The 16,406-nt window shown below is 63.7% G+C and carries 17 protein-coding genes; 12 read left to right on the top strand and 5 right to left on the bottom strand.

What is annotated here, in order from left to right:
• Window positions 1-42 precede the first annotated feature (42 nt).
• Window positions 43-507, top strand: coding sequence for an FKBP-type peptidyl-prolyl cis-trans isomerase (locus AC0L3J_RS18640; protein WP_007606926.1), 465 nt, complete (start codon window positions 43-45; stop codon window positions 505-507).
• Window positions 508-572: 65 nt separating this feature from the next.
• On the opposite strand, the gene AC0L3J_RS18645 is transcribed toward AC0L3J_RS18640, so the two are convergent.
• Entirely contained in the window at window positions 573-791 is a 219-nt protein-coding gene (locus AC0L3J_RS18645; RefSeq protein WP_007606928.1) for a CsbD family protein, read from the bottom strand.
• A gap of 128 nt (window positions 792-919) precedes the next feature.
• On the opposite strand from AC0L3J_RS18645, the gene AC0L3J_RS18650 reads away from it, so the two are divergent.
• The 3 genes from AC0L3J_RS18650 (at window position 920) to AC0L3J_RS18660 (ending at window position 2,523) form a co-directional block, all read left to right on the top strand.
• A complete protein-coding gene (locus AC0L3J_RS18650) occupies window positions 920-1,432 on the top strand; it encodes a cupin domain-containing protein (protein WP_473262780.1) in 513 nt (170 codons plus the stop codon).
• Window positions 1,433-1,563: 131 nt separating this feature from the next.
• Window positions 1,564-1,992, top strand: a complete 429-nt coding sequence (locus tag AC0L3J_RS18655; RefSeq protein WP_473348053.1) for a VOC family protein — start codon at window positions 1,564-1,566, stop codon at window positions 1,990-1,992.
• 42 nt (window positions 1,993-2,034) lie between these two features.
• A complete protein-coding gene (locus AC0L3J_RS18660; RefSeq protein ID WP_473348054.1) occupies window positions 2,035-2,523 on the top strand; it encodes a VOC family protein in 489 nt (162 codons plus the stop codon).
• A gap of 157 nt (window positions 2,524-2,680) precedes the next feature.
• Here the strand turns inward: AC0L3J_RS18660 and AC0L3J_RS18665 are convergent, their stop codons facing one another.
• Complete coding sequence (locus AC0L3J_RS18665) at window positions 2,681-3,835, bottom strand: hypothetical protein (RefSeq protein ID WP_473348055.1); 1,155 nt, start codon at window positions 3,833-3,835, stop codon at window positions 2,681-2,683.
• A gap of 2 nt (window positions 3,836-3,837) precedes the next feature.
• A complete protein-coding gene (locus AC0L3J_RS18670) occupies window positions 3,838-4,539 on the bottom strand; it encodes a FecR family protein (protein WP_473348056.1) in 702 nt (233 codons plus the stop codon).
• A 51-nt stretch (window positions 4,540-4,590) separates the two neighbouring features.
• Between AC0L3J_RS18670 and AC0L3J_RS18675 the strand changes: the two genes are divergently transcribed.
• Entirely contained in the window at window positions 4,591-6,021 is a 1,431-nt protein-coding gene (locus AC0L3J_RS18675; protein ID WP_473348057.1) for a phospholipid carrier-dependent glycosyltransferase, read from the top strand.
• 57 nt (window positions 6,022-6,078) lie between these two features.
• Here AC0L3J_RS18675 and AC0L3J_RS18680 read toward each other — a convergent pair whose 3' ends face one another.
• Window positions 6,079-6,720: an OmpA family protein gene (locus AC0L3J_RS18680; RefSeq protein ID WP_456765654.1), complete on the bottom strand. Its 642-nt coding sequence runs from the start codon at window positions 6,718-6,720 to the stop codon at window positions 6,079-6,081.
• Between the two features lie 508 nt (window positions 6,721-7,228).
• On the opposite strand from AC0L3J_RS18680, the gene AC0L3J_RS18685 reads away from it, so the two are divergent.
• The 3 genes from AC0L3J_RS18685 to AC0L3J_RS18695 all read left to right on the top strand — a co-directional run bounded on the left by AC0L3J_RS18685 (window position 7,229) and on the right by AC0L3J_RS18695 (window position 9,127).
• The gene (locus AC0L3J_RS18685; RefSeq protein WP_456769694.1) at window positions 7,229-7,474 is read left to right on the top strand and encodes a hypothetical protein; all 246 of its coding nucleotides are present in this window, start codon (window positions 7,229-7,231) and stop codon (window positions 7,472-7,474) included.
• 119 nt (window positions 7,475-7,593) lie between these two features.
• Window positions 7,594-7,848, top strand: a complete 255-nt coding sequence (locus AC0L3J_RS18690) for a hypothetical protein (protein ID WP_456765653.1) — start codon at window positions 7,594-7,596, stop codon at window positions 7,846-7,848.
• Window positions 7,849-7,963: 115 nt separating this feature from the next.
• Window positions 7,964-9,127 (top strand): winged helix-turn-helix domain-containing protein, encoded by a 1,164-nt coding sequence (locus tag AC0L3J_RS18695; protein WP_456765652.1) that lies wholly within the window; start codon window positions 7,964-7,966, stop codon window positions 9,125-9,127.
• A 76-nt stretch (window positions 9,128-9,203) separates the two neighbouring features.
• Here AC0L3J_RS18695 and AC0L3J_RS18700 read toward each other — a convergent pair whose 3' ends face one another.
• Complete coding sequence (locus AC0L3J_RS18700) at window positions 9,204-9,632, bottom strand: ribosomal maturation YjgA family protein (RefSeq protein ID WP_456769693.1); 429 nt, start codon at window positions 9,630-9,632, stop codon at window positions 9,204-9,206.
• Between the two features lie 79 nt (window positions 9,633-9,711).
• Here AC0L3J_RS18700 and AC0L3J_RS18705 point away from each other — a divergent pair, with 79 nt between their 5' ends.
• The 4 genes from AC0L3J_RS18705 to AC0L3J_RS18720 all read left to right on the top strand — a co-directional run bounded on the left by AC0L3J_RS18705 (window position 9,712) and on the right by AC0L3J_RS18720 (window position 16,323).
• Window positions 9,712-11,043: an MFS transporter gene (locus AC0L3J_RS18705; RefSeq protein WP_456765651.1), complete on the top strand. Its 1,332-nt coding sequence runs from the start codon at window positions 9,712-9,714 to the stop codon at window positions 11,041-11,043.
• A 220-nt stretch (window positions 11,044-11,263) separates the two neighbouring features.
• Complete coding sequence (locus AC0L3J_RS18710; RefSeq protein WP_456765650.1) at window positions 11,264-12,370, top strand: efflux RND transporter periplasmic adaptor subunit; 1,107 nt, start codon at window positions 11,264-11,266, stop codon at window positions 12,368-12,370.
• A 180-nt stretch (window positions 12,371-12,550) separates the two neighbouring features.
• On the top strand, window positions 12,551-15,688 hold the full coding sequence (locus tag AC0L3J_RS18715) for an efflux RND transporter permease subunit (RefSeq protein WP_456765649.1): 3,138 nt from the start codon (window positions 12,551-12,553) through the stop codon (window positions 15,686-15,688).
• A 35-nt stretch (window positions 15,689-15,723) separates the two neighbouring features.
• Window positions 15,724-16,323, top strand: a complete 600-nt coding sequence (locus tag AC0L3J_RS18720) for a TetR/AcrR family transcriptional regulator (RefSeq protein ID WP_106945200.1) — start codon at window positions 15,724-15,726, stop codon at window positions 16,321-16,323.
• Window positions 16,324-16,406 lie beyond the last annotated feature (83 nt).

Genomic DNA, 16,406 nt, shown 5'->3' on the forward strand with positions numbered 1-16,406 from the left:
GCGTTGCGCTAGACACCTTGCGCCTCAAACGGAAGGTCTCTTATGCAGCGTTTACAGCGCGTGCTCCTCGCCATCATGTCGGCACTCGCGATCACCGTGATCGCCGGCGTGTCCGATTTCGTTTCCACCACGGCCTCGGCCCAGACCGCAGGGAAGACCATGACCACAGCTTCAGGTTTGCAGATCACCGACAGCGTCGCCGGCACCGGCGCTTCGCCCAAGCCCGGCCAGATCTGCGTGATGCACTACACCGGCTGGCTCTACGAGAACGGCCAGAAGGGCAAGAAATTCGATTCGTCGGTTGACCGCAACGAGCCGTTCGAATTCCCGATCGGCAAGGGGCGCGTCATCGCCGGCTGGGACGAGGGCGTTGCCTCCATGAAGGTCGGCGGCAAGCGTACGCTGATCATTCCGCCGCAGCTCGGCTATGGCGCCCGCGGCGCAGGCGGCGTGATTCCGCCGAACGCCACGCTGATGTTTGACGTGGAATTGCTCGGGGTGAAGTAAGCCCACAAACAAAAGACCGGCCCCTCGGCCGGTCTTTCGCTTTCAGTGCGACGTGTTATCTCGTCTTACTCCGTCGCGCGCTTGGCCGCAGCGGCTGCGCGATCAACCGCGTCCTTCGCGGCGTCCTTGGCATCGCCCATGGCCTGCTGGCCCTTGCCCTTCACTTCCTGGACTGCACCTTCACCCTTCAGGCGCTCGGACCCGGTGGCTTCACCGACGCCCTGCTTGGCCTTGCCCATTGCCTCATTTGCGGTGCCCTTGATCTTGTCGGTCGTGCTACCCATGAAACTCTCCTCGCGTTTTGCTCGCTAGGACAACGTTCGACGGCTATGAGGGTTCCGATTTTGTTATGGCTCGATGTCGCGGCTTTGGGTTAGTTTGCCGCACACGGAACCAACAGAAAGCAAGTCTCATGACCGGCCATGACCATTCGCATTCCCACCATGACCACGATCACGACGATCGCTGGAAACATGACGGCGTGCGCGTCATTCCCGGCAACCAGCTCGATACCAACGTGCCGTCGACGGCGGGCATGGACCGCGCGGCCGCGATCAATTTCGCGCGCGTCGGTGCGCAGAAATTGTGGGCGGGTACGGTCAGCATCAAGCCCGACGCCAAGACCGGCGCGCACCACCATGGCCATCTCGAAAGCGTCATCTACGTGGTGAAGGGCAAGGCGCGGATGCGTTGGGGCGAGAGCCTGCAATTTACCGCGGAGGCCGGCCCCGGCGACTTCATTTTCGTCCCGCCCTATGTGCCGCATCAGGAGATCAACGCCAGCGCGGACGAGGTGCTGGAATGCGTCCTGGTGCGCAGCGACGGCGAGGCGGTCGCGGTCAACCTCGACATCGAGCCGATCGAGAAGCCTGAGACCGTGCTGTGGGTCGATCCCATTCACCGCGATCCGAACGAGAAGAAGTGAGGAGCGCCTGAAAGCCAGCGGGTTCTGTGCGACGGAACCTCGCAGGCAAGGTCCAAAAAAAGATCCGGAAGCCGTGTCGGATCGCCGCCTGGCCGTCCGTCCTTGGGCAGAACCCCGCCCAAGGAGCTCCGATGCCCAGGATGATTTTCCTCAATTTGCCCGTGACCGACCTCAAGCGCGCCACTGCGTTTTATGAGGCGGTCGGTGCGACCAGGAACCCGCAATTCAGCGATGAAACGGCGAGCTGCATGGTCTTTTCCGAGACCATCTACGCGATGCTGACGACCCACGAGAAATTCCGTCAGTTCACGCCGAAGCCGATCTCGGATGCAAAGACCTCAAACCAGGCGCTGTTCTGCCTGTCCGCCGACAGCCGGACCGAGGTCGACGATATCGTCAGCAGGGCCGAGGCTGCAGGCGGGGTGGCCGATCCCAGCCCGAAGGACGAATACAGTTTCATGTACGGCCGCAGCTTCGAGGATCCGGACGGCCACATGTGGGGCGTGAACTGGATGGACATGGCGGCCTTCGCGGCGCAGTCCGACATGGCGAACGCCTGATCCAAGCCCACAACAGCAAGAAACCGAAGAGGAGCATTCAAGATGTCCAAGCTCGTGCCCTGCATGTGGTTCAACGGCGATGCCGAGGAAGCCGCGAAGTTCTACGTCTCGCTCGTTCCGAATTCGGCGATCACGCATGTTCAGCGCAACGTTTCAGATGGCCCGTCCGGCAAGGAAGGCTCCGTGCTGGTGGTCGAGTTCACGGTGGCGGGACAGCCTTTGGTCGCGCTCAACGGCGGCATGAAAATGGAATACACCCACGCGATCTCGCTGATGATCCATTGCGACGATCAGGCCCAGGTCGACAGCGTCTGGAATGCGTTCCTGGCCCATGGCGGCAAGGAAGAGCAGTGCGGCTGGCTCAGGGATCGCTGGGGTGTGGCCTGGCAGGTCGTGCCGAAGGTGATGTTCGAGTTCCTTTCGAGCCCTGACAAGGCGGCTGCCGCACGCGCGATGCAGGCCATGATGAAGATGGTCAAGCTGGACGTGGAAACTTTGCGCCGCGCGTTCGAGGGCAAGTCGGCGGCGTGAAGGGCGTGCCCTTGCCGCATACTCGCTGTCATCGCCCGGCTTGACCGGGCGATCCGGTACGCCGAGACGGCCGTTGGTCAATCGATAGGCCGCGGCGTCCTGGATGCCCCGGTCGAGCCGGGGCACGACGCCGGAATTTGAGGCGAAGGCTCCGCCGCTAATAATTGATCCGCAGCCCCACGCCGCCATGGATGGTGTTGCCGACCGGCTGCGGGCCGAGCGTGCCGTTGGCGAACAGGTCCACGATCCAGCCCTTCTGCACGCGGAAGCCGAGCCGGCCGCCATATTCGAACCAGCCCTGGTTGCCCATGGTCGGCACTACCACGCCGTCGCCGGTCACGGTGGCAACGATGCCGCTGTGGGCAGCGAACGACTGCACCCAGCCGCCATTGATGTTGGCCTCGATATTGCTGCCGTAGAGATGCGTCCACTGGCCGCCGATCTTGACCAGGCTGGTGCGGTCGGTGCCGGTCGTGATGCTGGCGTCGAACGGATTGAACGCCGCTGCGCTGTCCGTGTAGCCCGAGACGCGCTGCCAGAGCTGCCAGACCTCGATCGAGGCGGCGACCTCGTCGCGGGGCGACACGCGACTTATCCAGCCGGCGCGGCCGTAGACGGCGTAGTTCGCGGCGTTGGTCGAACTCGTGACGCTAACCGGGCCGAGGCTGGTGTTGTAGCTGCGGGTGTAGCGCGCCTTCTCCCACGGCGTCAGGATCGTGCCGACGTCGAAGAACGGACGCGACGAGCCCCAGTCGGTGAAGTCATAGCGCAGCGCGAACGCACCGATCGGGGCGCTGGTGATGTTGTAGCCGCCCTCGCTGTATTGCGTGTAGGCGATGCCGGCGAGCAGCGACAGATTGTTGGTCAGCTCCTTGCGGCCGTGGATGCCGGCCGAGAACGAGCCGGCGGAGCCGAACGCGCTGACGCAGTTGCTGCAATTGACCTGCTCGTTGACGCCGAGCAGCACCGTGCCGAGCACCCGGTTGGTGATCATCTGGTTGAAGCGCTGATTGGCAAGGCCGCCGATCGAGCCGCCGCTGGAATCCGCGCCGGTTGGCGTCGGCGTCGGGCTCGGCGAGGAGGACGGAAAAGGGCTCGGCGACGATGACGGGTAGGGGCTGGGCGAGGGCGAGGGGCTGTAGGTCGGCGTCGGTGAATATGTCGGCGAAGGGGACGGCGTCGGCTCTCCGCACTCGGACTCGCAAATCGTGGCGGCGGCTGCCGCACGGCCATCGAACGCGGCAAACGCAAACGTAGCCGCGGCGGTCAGCACGCTCGCGACGATGAAGCGCCTGACGTTGAATACCGCCATCGTCAGCGTCCGCACAGCATGCCGTCGTCATGGACGGCGGGCGTGATGGTCGGCGACGCGTCCGCATATTGGTTGACCGCGCACAATCCCGCGCTCGCGGCGCAGGTCGCGGCAAAGGTCCAGGGCGGCGTGTTGGTTTTGCTGATAGAGACCTTGCCGCCGGTCGAGGTGATGATTGCGGTGTCGCCGGGCTGGGTGAGCTGCACGCATTGTTGGCTCGTCGTGCAGACACTGGCGGCGCCGTCCTGCAGCACGACGACCGAGCGGCCGCGCTGGGACAGGATATCGAGCGTGGTTCCCCGCACGCCGATGGTCGCGAGCGGGGTCGTGATCTTGTAGGCAGTCTTCTCGGAATGCCCGGTGACGAAACGGAATGCGCCGGTCGTCATGCGGATTGCGACGTCGCGATAGCTGTGCTCGTCGTTGAAGACGGTGCGGTCGAGCTTGAGCGTCGCGCTCGGACCGAGCGACAGATTGGTGCTGTCGGCCATCACGAAGCGCGCCGCGCTGCCGGCGCCGGTGCGCACGGTCTCGTCCCGCAGCATGCTGTCGCCGACGCTGATCGGCGTCGTTGTCGCGGCGACGCGAACGACTTCATTCTGGATCACGACGGCTTCACCGACGCGCGTCTGCGCGTGCGCGCAAGGGGCCACGCACAAGGCGGTCGAGAAGAGCGTGGAGAAAAGCCAGAAACGCAAATTCATTTCGCAACCGATCGATGTGTCCCTGATCGTACCGGATCAGGCACGCTTGCGATGTGGCGGAATTATCACAAGCAGCGCGAGACCTGCGTTATGCTTAGTGACAGTTGCGGCAGAATGCGTTCAATGAAAACCGCGATCTCTATTATTCTCCGCGGTGACGCAAATTTGCCACGCAAAACATCCCCACAAATGCGACTCGACTTGCCGGCGGTTCCGAAGGTGTCGCGGAGCGCAGTGATTGCTGTCGCGATTTTCCTGGTCACGCATCTCGCATTGCTGATCGGCCTCTCGACGCCGGAGAAGTTCGTCTTCGACGAAGTGCACTACGTGCCGGCGGCGCGGCAGATGCTGGCACCATCGATGTCGCAGCCGATGCTCAATCCGATGCATCCGCCATTGGCGAAAGAGCTGATCGCGCTATCGATCGCGGTCTTCGGCGACACCGCGCTGGGCTGGCGCTATCCCGCGGCGTTGTTTGGCGCCCTCGCGATCGTCGCGATCTATCTGTGCGGCCTCGCACTGTTCGCCGCGCAAGGGCCTGCGATCGCCGCTGCGCTGATCGCCGGCTGCAACCAGATGCTGTACGTGCAGGCGCGCGTCGCGATGCTCGACATTTTTGCGCTCGGCTTCGGCCTGCTCGCAATTGCCGCCTTCATGCACGGTTTTCGAAAGGACCGGCCTCACGCAATGTTCGCGGCTGCCGGCAGCCTGTTCGGCTGTGCTGCGGCCTGCAAATGGAGCGGCCTGTTTCCGCTCGGAATCTGCATCGTCATCGTCGCGGTGATCCGCCTGATGCAGGGCTGGCACACTATGTTTGCCGACGCGAAGCCGGGGGATTGGTACCGGCCCGATCTCTGGCCCGACTTCAGACTACATCACGTCGTGCTCTGCTTCGTCGTCCTGCCCGTGGCGACATATCTTGCGGCCTTCGTCCCGCTCTACGGCGTGTCGCTGCCGGATCTGGTCGAGGCGCAGCGCCGGATCTTCGCCGACAACACCACCACTGCCATCGCCGGCCACACCTATATGAGCGCGTGGCCGTCATGGCCGCTGCTCGCGCGCCCGGTGTGGTTCCTGTTCGACAAGGGCGCGGACGACAATGTCTCCGCGGTCGTCTTCCTCGGTAACCCCCTGGTGCTGTGGCCGGCGCTGCTCGCGCTCGCCGTCGTGCTGCGCGACTTCGTCGTCGCGCGCCGCCGGGATGCGTTCCTGATCGTGGCCTTCTATTTCGGATCCTGGCTCGCCTGGGCGTTGCTGCCGCGCACGCTCGCCTTCATCTATTACTATCTGCCGGCCGCGACCGTGGCGTCGCTTGCACTGGTCTACGTGCTGCGCCGGGACGGTCTGCCACGCTGGCTGTTGTGGGCCTATGTCGCGGTCGCGGCAGCAGGCTTTGCCGCCATGCTGCCGATCTCGGCGGCCTTCGTCGGCACATCGATGCAGACCTTCAACCGGCTGATGCTCTTCCAAAGCTGGATATGACATCGCCGCCTGCCGGGGGAACGGCAGGCGGCGCCTTTATGGGCGATGACCTGGGAATTACTTCGACGCGGTCTTGGTGTCCATGTTCACGACCTGAACGCGGCGGTTGATCGGGTCGGCGCCGTTGGCGGTGTCCTTCAGCTTGGTCTTGCCGTAGCCGACGGTGACGAGATCGGTGCCGGTGAGGCCGTAATTCTGCACCAAATATTTCTTGATGGTGTCAGCCCTCCGCTCGGAGAGCCCCTGATTGTATCCCTCGGTGCCGACCGCATCGGTGTGGCCGGCGACCACGAAGGTCGAGCCCTTCAGCGAGGGGTCGGACAGCGCCTTGCCGAGCGCCTGCACCGACGGCACTGACGTCTGGGCGATGTCGGCCGAGTTGTAGTCGAACTGGATCTCCAGATCGATCTTCGGCTTGGTCGCGGCGAGCTCGGCAATCTGCTCGCGCTCGCCCGTCGACAGCGACCGCGTCGAGCGGTTGCGCACGGTGTTCAGGAACGTCGATTCCTTGGCCTGCACGGCCGGATCGACCTGCGGACCTGCGGACAGGCCGCGGGTCGTCGACTTCGGCTTCAATGCATCCAGGATCTGGTTGGTCGAGACATTGCCGTCGCCGGCCATAGCCAAGCCGGCCGTCATCGACAGAAGTGCCGAGAGGGTCATCGCCTTCAGTGCAAAAGACTTATTGAAACGGGTCATTGTCGTATCCTCGTTGTGACGCCTGATGGCTATTTGATGCTGCAAGCATAGGGCAGGTTCAAAAGCCCTGGTGTGATCTTGGTCACGGTGGAAACGGGGCCCTCCGGGGCCATGGCAGCGAATTTCGAGCGGTTTCGGGTTTCGTGGAGGGCCGCCCCGCGGTCCACTCCGAGGACGGACGCTGGCGCGTGAAGAGAGTGGTCGCACGCTGCCCGGCGAGCGTTCGAGCCGTCGCAGTCCTGTCGTGATCCGCATCACTGAGGACCGCGCGCCCAGGTGCCGCTCGGGGGCCGGGGCCCGGTTCACTCAGGGAAACCTGTGCTGACCGATTGTCGCAAAGCCGTCGCGTGATGGCCTGTCTGCGGACAATTTTTCGGCCAGATGGACGCCTAGGGCGGAGCCTCCGACAAGCGCAACGAAGGGAGCCGAGTTCCATCCAGTGCCGAGGCCGAGTGATTACCAGTTCTATCGCAGTGGCCCGCCGGATCGGTCCGTGTCCCTGAGCTCCATGCCCATCTACGTCGGCGCGGCGATGATCGCGGTGGCGATCCTGCTGTCGACCCTGATCACGGGGCTGACCTCCCGCTATGTCGGGCTTCAAGCGCCGACCGACGAGAATATGTGGCTGGTCGATCGTCTCACCGGCAGTGTCTATCGCTGCCAGGCGGAGGAGCGCGGCAAGGCCTCGTGTGAACCCGATGTCGCAACAGGCAGCGTTGGCGACCGGTCCAAAGCCCCGAAAGCTGGCCGCTGAGCCCTCCGCCTTCGCAGCGCAGCAAGAAAATTGTCTTCTCCCCGAAACGTCTTCGCCGGAGAATACGTATTGCGAAGGCCGGCATGACGCCGGTTTCGTTTTACGGAGGAGACTTTTCGATGAAGATCTTGCTCACAGCCGCCGCTTTTGTCGCGTTCACGCTTTCCCTTTCACCGGCATCCGCCGCCATGATGGCGTGCACCGGCGATAACATGATGAAATCGACAGCCATGATGATGGGCACGGCCGATACCCCGGCCAAGGTCGCGGCCAACAAGGAAATGGCCATGGCCAATACCGATATGAGCAATGGCAAGATGAAGGGCGGCTGCATGCATTACATGAAGGCGCAGAAAGCCATGATGATGAAATAGGGCCTCGGCCACGCCAAGCGGCCGCGCTGTCAGCAGATGGCAGCGCGGCTTTTCTTTTGCTGAATCCGGTCCGCTTCTTTCTCCCGGCGCGAATTCCGCTACATTCCCTCCTGCAATGTCCCGCGCGCCCAAACCGATTCCAATCACCACGAAACAGGCCCGGCAAATCTGGCTTCATGCCCAGCGGCTGGACGAGCGCGCGCCGTTCGGTGACGGCGCGCAAGCCGTCTCAGATGCGGTCGCCCATCTCGGCTATGTGCAGATCGACACCATCAACGTGATCGAGCGCTGCCATCACCACATCCTGTTCAGCCGGATCCCGTCCTACCGCCGCGCCGACCTGCGCCACGCCCAGAGCGTCGACAAGAGCGTGTTTGAATATTGGACGCATGCGTTGTCCTATGTGCCGGCCGGCGACTTCCGCTTCTTCCTGCCGGCGATGCGCGAGCACCGCCGCGAGGGGCACAAATGGTTCGCCTCGGTGAAGCCGGCCGACATGCGCAAGGTGATGCGGCTGGTGCGCGCCGGTCCGCTGACGATCCGCGACATCGAGGACGACGTGCTCACCGAGAAGGAGCATCTCTGGCAAAGCCGAAAGCCCTCGAAGCGGGCATTGCAGCTCGCCTTCTATACCGGTGCCGTGACCGTCAGCGAGCGACAGGGCATGCTCAAGACCTATGAGCTGATGACGCGCCATTTCGGCTGGGACAAGCTGCCGAAGCCGGCATCGGCAAAGGACATTACGGCCTATCTGCTCGATCGCGCGCTGCGATCGCAAGGTGTCGTGAGCCTCGATTCGGTCTGCCATCTCGACGCGCCGCGCAAGCCGGCGGTGGCTGCCCTGATCGCCTCGCGCGTCCGCCGTGGCGAGCTCGTGCCTGTCGCCATCGACGGTGCCGGCAAGCAGGAGCACTGGGCACTGCCTTCTGCGCTTGAGCCGGGCGAGCGCGCGCCGCCGGATCTCGTCCATATCCTCTCGCCGTTCGATCCGCTGATCATCCAGCGCAAGCGCACCAATCTCATCTTCGGCTACAACCATTTGTTCGAGGCCTATGTGCCGAAGGCCAAACGCAAGCTCGGCTATTTCGCGCTCCCCGTGCTGGTCGGGGACGAGATCGTCGCCGCGCTCGATCTGAAGACCGACCGGCAGGCAAAGAAGCTGCTGATGCAGAAATGGACCTGGGTCGGCGAGGGGAAGAAGACCGCGGGGCGCAAGGAGCTCAAACGGAAGATCGAGGAGGAGCTCGATCGGTTCGAGCGGTTTCAACTGGCCGACTGATCGTAGGGTGGATTAGCGAAGCGTAATCCACCACAGTCTGTTTTCGCAGACGCAGAGGTTGGTGGGTTACGCTGCGCTAACCCACCCTACGCATCGCCGCCAATCGATCAATCCAAACGCCGAACGCAATCCCGACCGCGTAAGCCAGCAAATTCCACGGCGAGAAGATGCGCCCAAGCAGCAACGCTCCGGCCGTGGTCAGCCGGAACGCGTCGAGCCATGGCGTATGCACCAGCCGGGAAAACTCCACCACGACTGCGATCGCCATTGCGATGGCTGCGATCTGCGCCCGTGACAGCCTTGGCAGCAAAACGCCGACCAGCAGAAACACCATCGTTGCCCATAGCAGCGAGCCGCCGTACTTCACCACGAAGGCGGAAAGGCCGAGCGGAAAGCCGTACCAGCGCAATGACAATCCGCATGCGATCACGGCCAGCGCCAGACCGGCGCGGATCAGCGATGTCCGTAGCGGCGCAATGGGTTTGACCGGTTGCGCCTGATGCATTGCTTGCTCCATTGACTCTTTTGCGGCGATGCTCAAAACCCCGGATCAGCCCATAAAAGCAACAACCCCGGGGGAAGCCATGAGCCAGACCACGACCTATGCCGGTTCGACCGGCGCAGCCAAGTCGGAAATCGAGACCTCGACGATCCGCGCCATCTCCTGGCGCCTGATCCCGTTCCTGGTGCTGGCCTACTTCTTCTCCTATCTCGACCGCGTCAATCTCGGTTTCGCTGCGCTGACCATGAATGCCGAGCTGAAATTCACGCCGCTGATCTTCTCCTGGGGCGCCGGCATCTTCTTCATCGGCTATTTCATCTTCGAGGTGCCGAGCAATCTGGCGCTGGAGAAGTTCGGCGCCAGCCGTTGGATCGCCCGCATCATGGTGACCTGGGGCATCATCTCGGCGCTGATGGCGCTCACGAGCGGCGTCACGAGCTTCTACGTGCTGCGCTTTCTGCTCGGCGTCGCCGAAGCCGGCTTCTTCCCGGGCATCATCCTCTATCTCACCTATTGGTATCCGGCCGAATATCGCGCCCGCTTCCTTGCGGCCTTCGCCATCGCCGTGCCGGTCTCTACTGTGATCGGCGCCCCGGTCTCCGGCCTGCTGCTCGGGCTGGACGGCGCGATGGGCCTGAAGGGGTGGCAGTGGCTGTTCATCATCGAGGGCATTCCTTCCGTGCTGCTCGGCATCGTCACCTGGTTCTATCTCACCGACAGGCCGGAGAAGGCGGATTGGCTCACGGCCGAGCAGAAAGCCTGGCTCAAGACCAAGCTCGACGCCGAGATCGCGGCCAAGCAGGCGGTGAAGCATTTGTCGCTCAGTGAGGCGCTGACCTCACCGAAGGTGATCATGCTCGCCCTGGTCTATTTCGGCTTCGTCGGCGCGCTCTATGGCATGCAGTTCTGGCTGCCGCAGATCGTCAAGGCGTTCGGCCTCACCAACGCCCAGACCGGCTTCGTCACCGCGATCCCGTATCTGTTCGGCACCATCGCGATGATCCTGTGGGCGAGGCACTCGGACGCAACGCGCGAGCGCGTGATGCATGTCGGCGCGCCGTTGCTGCTCACCGCCATCGCGCTCGGCGTCTCCAGCTATCTCACCGATCCCACCCTGACCATGATCGTGCTGACGGTCGCCGCGATCGGCGTGTTCTGCTGCTTCGGCGTGTTCTGGACCCTGCCGACCGCCTGGCTCTCCGGCACGGCGGCGGCCGGCGCCATCGCCCTGATCAACTCGATCGGCAATCTCGCCGGCTTCGGCGGGCCCTATCTGATCGGCTGGGTCAAGGAAGCCACCGGCCAGACCTCGAGCGGACTGTTCGTGCTCGCGGTGCTGCCGCTGATCGCCGGCATCCTGGTCTTCATCGGCGGCCACGACAGCAAGCACGAGTTCGCCGAACAGGGGCGGTAGCCTCGAAAATCGCCCTGGCGAAAGCCAGGGCCCATTTCCGCCTGGCCCTCCGGAGGGCCCGCGGCGCGACGCTTTCTTCTAACAGCCCAGACTTCCGCCAAGGGCAACCGCGGAGGTTACCACCTCTTAACGATCACGCTTTCCTGATGACTGACGAATATTGACTTTCATCAGTGATTAGTTGACATTCCTCTCATTGCAGCCGAGGGAGTGTCCTCCGATGTTCGTCCGATCCGTTTTATCCAGCTATTCGAGGCTCTTGGCTGGTGTTTCGCTGGCGTTGATGGCTGCCGCCCTCGCGGGGTGCAATGACACCGTCGCTGAAAAGGCCGAGCCGCCGCGGCCGGTTCTTGTCGCCACTGCGCACTACGATGCCGAAAAGCCCGAGCGCAGCTTCGTCGGCACCATCAGGCCGCGGATCGAGAGCGATCTGGGCTTTCGGGTCGCCGGCAAGGTCGCCAAGCGTCTGGTCGAAGTCGGCCAGACCGTCGAAATCGGCCAGCCGCTCGCGGTCCTCGATGAGGTCGATCTGAAGCTCCAGGCCGAGCAAGCCGTGGCCGAGCAGACCGCTGCGACCGGCGTGCTGGCCCAGGCCGCCGCCGCCGAGCAGCGCGCCAAGGATTTGAAGGCCAAGGGCTGGACTACCGACGCGCAGCTGGATTCGAGCCGCGCCGCCGCCGATGAGGCCCGCGCCCGCCTGAACCGGGCCGAGCGCTCGGTCGAGCTGACGAACAATTCCCTTTCCTACGCGACGCTCAACGCCGACGCCCGTGGCGTCGTCACTGCAACGCTGATCGAGCCTGGCCAGGTGGTTGCCGCAGGCCAGACCTCGATCCGTGTCGCCCGCTTTGCCGAAAAGGAAGCGGTCGTCGCGATCCCTGAGACGCTGGTCGGACGTGCCAAGTCGGGCGCCGCCAGCGTCACTCTTTGGTCGGAGCCGGGCAAGAAATATACGGCCAAGCTGCGCGAGATCGCGCCCACTGCGGATCCTGCCACGCGCACCTATCTCGCCAAGTTTTCGCTGCCCGAGGCCGACGACAAGGTTTCGCTCGGCATGACCGCGACGCTGACGCTGTCGGACGCTGCCACCGAGCGCGTCGCGCGGCTGCCGCTGTCGGCACTGTTCAACGAAGGCGGCAAACCGTCTTTCTACGTCGTCGACGATAACGGCGGGGTCACGCTGAAGCCGGTGACGGTGAAGTCCTACGAGAGCAACGACGTCGTCGTCACCGGCGGTGTCGAAGAGGGCGCCAAGATCGTCGCCCTCGGTGTGCAGAAGCTCGATCCGGCCCAGAGGGTGCGGATCGTGTCGTCACTGTCCTTTTAAGTCTCGCTTACGAGTTACGTCGTGTGAGGTGAGTTTCGGCCCGAGCGCAAATGCTTTGGCTGAAGCGGCGAAGCGATCCAGAACCTGCCCAGCCCCCTGGATTGCTTCGCTGCCTCGCGACGACGCGTTGAACAGGGTGGCTGTCGTTTTTTTGCAACCGGATCATCTTTGGAGAGTGCGATGAAGCGCTTCAATCTTTCGGCCTGGGCCGTCAGCCATCCGACGCTGATCCTGTTCCTGATGCTCATTCTCGGCGTCGCCGGGTTCTTCTCCTATCAGAAGCTCGGCCGCGCCGAGGATCCGTTCTTCACGGTCAAGGTGGTCAACGTCTCCGTGCTCTGGCCGGGCGCGACCGCGCAGGAGATGCAGGCCCAAGTCGCCGATCCCATCGAGAAGAAAATCCAGGAGCTGCCTTACTTCGAGAAGGTGCAGACTTATTCCAAGCCCGGCTTCACTGCGCTCCAGGTCACCTTCCGCGATTCCACGCCGCCGAAAGACGTGCCGTATCTCTTTTATCTGCTGCGCAAGAAGCTGGCCGACGTGCAGGGCCAGCTGCCCGCAGGGATTCTCGGGCCCGTCGTTAACGACGAGTTCTCCGACGTCGATTCCATCCTCTACATGATGACCGGCGACGGCGCCGACTACGCCCAGCTCAAGAAGGTCTCGGAGGGTTTCCGTCAGCGCCTCCTGAAGGTGCCGGGCGTGACCAAGGTCGACGTCTACGGCAACCAGGATGAGCGCATCTTCGTCGAGTTCAGCCATGCCAAGCTCGCCACTCTCGGCATCACGCCGCAGGCGCTGTTCGACTCGCTCGCCAAGCAGAACAACGTGACGCCGGCCGGCACGGTCGAGACCTCCTCTCAACGCGTGCCGCTGCGCGTCACCGGTGCGCTCGACGGCGCCAAGGCCGTCGCCGAGACCCCAGTCGAGAGCAATGGTCGCGTGTTCCGCCTCGGCGACATCGCCACCGTCACCCATGGTTACGTCGACCCGCCGAGCTTCATCGTGCGCCAGGAAGGCAAGGCCGCGATCGGCATCGGCGTCGTCACCGCCAAGGGCGCCAACATCCTCGATCTCGGCAAGGAGGTCGAGAAGGCGACGGCTGAATTCATGAAGGCGGTGCCGCAGGGCGTCGACATCAAGCTGATCGCCGACCAGCCCAAGGTGGTCGAGCACGCCGTCAGCGAATTCGTGCACTCCTTCATGGAAGCGCTGGTGATCGTGTTGTTCGTGTCGTTCCTGGCACTCGGCTGGCGCACCGGCATCGTGGTCGCGCTGTCGGTGCCGCTGGTGCTCGGCATCGTCTTCGTCGTCATGAATACGATGTCGCTCGATCTGCACCGCATCACGCTGGGTGCGCTGATCATCGCGCTGGGCCTGCTGGTGGATGACGCCATCATCGCGGTCGAGATGATGGTGGTGAAGATGGAGCAGGGCTGGGACCGCATGCGTGCGGCGTCCTTTGCCTGGGAATCCACTGCGTTTCCGATGCTCACGGGAACGCTGGTCACGGCCGCTGGCTTCCTCCCCATCGGCTTTGCCAATTCCGCGGTCGGCGAATATGCGGGCAGCATCTTCTGGATCGTGGCGATCGCGCTGGTTGCGTCCTGGTTCGTGGCGGTGATCTTCACGCCCTATATCGGCGTCATGCTGCTGCCCAACATCAAGGTGCACCACAATCACGATCCGCACGCGGTGTACGAGACCCGTATGTATCGGGGCCTGCGCGCCATCGTGCAGTGGTGCGTCAATCACCGAATCACCGTGGTGGCTGCGACCGTCGGCGTCTTCATCGCCTCGATCGTCGGCTTCGGCCACGTCCAGCAACAGTTCTTCCCGCTCTCCGAGCGCCCCGAGCTGTTCCTGCAGCTTCGCCTGCCCGAGGGCACCGCCTTCAACGTCACGGAAAAGGCGGTGAAGAAGGCCGAGACCATGCTCAAGGACGACAAGGACATCGAGACCTACACGGCCTATGTCGGGCAGGGCTCGCCGCGCTTCTGGCTCGGCCTCAATCCGCAGCTTCCGAACGAGGCTTTCGCCGAAATCGTCATCGTCGCAAAGGGCGTCGAGGCGCGCGAGCGCATCAAGGCCAAGCTTGAAAGCGCTGTTGCCGACGGCGCGCTCAACGAGGCCCGCGTGCGCGTCGACCGCTTCAATTTCGGTCCCCCCGTTGGTTTTCCCGTGCAGTTTCGCGTCATCGGCCCCGACGCCAACAAGGTGCGCGAGATCGCCTACCAGGTTCGCGACGTCATGCGGCAGAACAAGAGCGTCAAGGACGTCCAGCTCGACTGGAACGAGCAGTCGCCTTACCTCAAGCTCGTCGTCGACCAGGATCGCGCCCGCGCCATGGGCCTGACCCCGCAGGACGTGTCGCAGGCGCTGTCGATGCTGATCTCGGGCTCGCAGGTGACGACCGTGCGCGACGGCATCGAAAAGGTCGGCGTGGTCGCGCGCGCCGTCTCGTCCGAACGGCTCGACCTCGGCGCAGTCGGCGATCTCACCATCACCTCGCGCAACGGCGTGGCCGTGCCGCTGCAGCAGATCGCCAAGATCGAGTATGCCCACGAGGAGCCGATCATGTGGCGGCGTAACCGCGACATGGCAATCACCGTGCGCTCCGACGTCGTCGACGGCGTGCAGGCGCCCGACGTCACCGGCCAGATCGCGCCGAAGCTGAAGGCGATCAAGGACAATCTCGAGCCGGCCTACCGCATCGAAGCGGGCGGCGCGTTCGAGGAATCGGCCAAGGGTAACGCCTCGATCTTCATTCTCTTCCCGCTGATGGTCATGGTGATGCTGACGCTGCTGATGTTCCAGCTGCAGAGCTTCTCGCGCCTGATCCTGGTGTTCCTGACCGCGCCGCTCGGCATCGTCGGCGCCTCCTTCGGGCTCAACATCGCCAACGCCCCGTTCGGCTTCGTGGCGCTGCTCGGCCTGATCGCGCTCGCCGGCATGATCATGCGCAACGCCGTCATCCTCGTGGATCAGATCGAGACCGACGTTTCGCATGGCCTGACCCGCCGCGAAGCGATCGTCGAGGCCACCGTCCGCCGCGCCCGTCCGGTGGTGCTGACGGCGCTTGCCGCCATCCTCGCCATGATCCCGCTGTCGCGCTCGGCGTTCTGGGGCCCGATGGCGATCACCATCATGGGCGGATTGTTCGTCGCGACCTTCCTGACGCTGCTGTACCTGCCGGGCCTCTATGCCCTCTGGTTCCGCAAGAGCCTGGATGAGGCAGGTACGCCCGAGCAGCCTGCCGCGCCGCAGCATGGGAGCGATGACCAGAACGCAATTCCGCTTGCTGAGGCGGCTGAATAAGTGAAGATGAACTGCTGATTGACGAGTCCTGACAGATGACACTGGTTTCGGAACATATCGAAGGGGACACCCGGGATCGTATTCTTGAGGTGGCCGAGCGGCTGTTCCGCCAGATCGGTTATCTCAAGACCACGGTCGGGGACATCGCCAAGGAGCTCAAGATGAGCCCCGCCAACGTCTATCGCTTCTTCGAATCGAAGAAGGCGATTCATCAGGCGGTGGCCCGTTCGCTGATGGGCGAGGTCGAGCTGGAAGCGCAGCGGATCGTGGCGAGGCCCGGTCCGGTACTGCCGCGCTTCCGCGAACTGCTCACCACCATCAATCGTATGAACACCGAGCGCTATGTCGGCGACAATAAGCTGCACGAGATGGTCGAGATCGCGATGCAGGAGGACTGGGACGTCTGCGTCAACCACATGGAGTGCATTGCCGGGGTCATCGGCCAGATGATCGCGCAAGGCGCGGCCTCCGGCGAGTTCGAGGCGCCGGACCTGCAACTGGCCGCGCTGTGCGCCTGCACCGCGATGATGCGCTTTTTCCACCCCCAGATGATCGCCCAGTGCGCCACTAAGCCGGGCCCGACCATCGACCAGATGATCGATTTCGTCATCGCGGGATTGTCCCCGCGGCACTGACGCGGCGTCGGATTTCCTCCTATAAGCAGGCTGCCCTCGGATTTATCGGCCGGGACGGCCCAGGACGGATCCACACACTCCGT

This window comes from Bradyrhizobium sp. Kon37 (genome assembly GCF_055807535.1).

What these genes read in the sequence shown, in the direction of transcription:
- AC0L3J_RS18640 (WP_007606926.1), top strand. Translation starts at nt 43, where the DNA reads ATGCAGCGTTTACAGCGCGTGCTCCTCGCCATCATGTCGGCACTCGCG.
- AC0L3J_RS18645 (WP_007606928.1), bottom strand. Translation starts at nt 791, where the DNA reads ATGGGTAGCACGACCGACAAGATCAAGGGCACCGCAAATGAGGCAATG.
- AC0L3J_RS18650 (WP_473262780.1), top strand. Translation starts at nt 920, where the DNA reads ATGACCGGCCATGACCATTCGCATTCCCACCATGACCACGATCACGAC.
- AC0L3J_RS18655 (WP_473348053.1), top strand. Translation starts at nt 1,564, where the DNA reads ATGCCCAGGATGATTTTCCTCAATTTGCCCGTGACCGACCTCAAGCGC.
- AC0L3J_RS18660 (WP_473348054.1), top strand. Translation starts at nt 2,035, where the DNA reads ATGTCCAAGCTCGTGCCCTGCATGTGGTTCAACGGCGATGCCGAGGAA.
- AC0L3J_RS18665 (WP_473348055.1), bottom strand. Translation starts at nt 3,835, where the DNA reads ATGGCGGTATTCAACGTCAGGCGCTTCATCGTCGCGAGCGTGCTGACC.
- AC0L3J_RS18670 (WP_473348056.1), bottom strand. Translation starts at nt 4,539, where the DNA reads ATGAATTTGCGTTTCTGGCTTTTCTCCACGCTCTTCTCGACCGCCTTG.
- AC0L3J_RS18675 (WP_473348057.1), top strand. Translation starts at nt 4,591, where the DNA reads ATGTGGCGGAATTATCACAAGCAGCGCGAGACCTGCGTTATGCTTAGT.
- AC0L3J_RS18680 (WP_456765654.1), bottom strand. Translation starts at nt 6,720, where the DNA reads ATGACCCGTTTCAATAAGTCTTTTGCACTGAAGGCGATGACCCTCTCG.
- AC0L3J_RS18685 (WP_456769694.1), top strand. Translation starts at nt 7,229, where the DNA reads ATGCCCATCTACGTCGGCGCGGCGATGATCGCGGTGGCGATCCTGCTG.
- AC0L3J_RS18690 (WP_456765653.1), top strand. Translation starts at nt 7,594, where the DNA reads ATGAAGATCTTGCTCACAGCCGCCGCTTTTGTCGCGTTCACGCTTTCC.
- AC0L3J_RS18695 (WP_456765652.1), top strand. Translation starts at nt 7,964, where the DNA reads ATGTCCCGCGCGCCCAAACCGATTCCAATCACCACGAAACAGGCCCGG.
- AC0L3J_RS18700 (WP_456769693.1), bottom strand. Translation starts at nt 9,632, where the DNA reads ATGCATCAGGCGCAACCGGTCAAACCCATTGCGCCGCTACGGACATCG.
- AC0L3J_RS18705 (WP_456765651.1), top strand. Translation starts at nt 9,712, where the DNA reads ATGAGCCAGACCACGACCTATGCCGGTTCGACCGGCGCAGCCAAGTCG.
- AC0L3J_RS18710 (WP_456765650.1), top strand. Translation starts at nt 11,264, where the DNA reads ATGTTCGTCCGATCCGTTTTATCCAGCTATTCGAGGCTCTTGGCTGGT.
- AC0L3J_RS18715 (WP_456765649.1), top strand. Translation starts at nt 12,551, where the DNA reads ATGAAGCGCTTCAATCTTTCGGCCTGGGCCGTCAGCCATCCGACGCTG.
- AC0L3J_RS18720 (WP_106945200.1), top strand. Translation starts at nt 15,724, where the DNA reads ATGACACTGGTTTCGGAACATATCGAAGGGGACACCCGGGATCGTATT.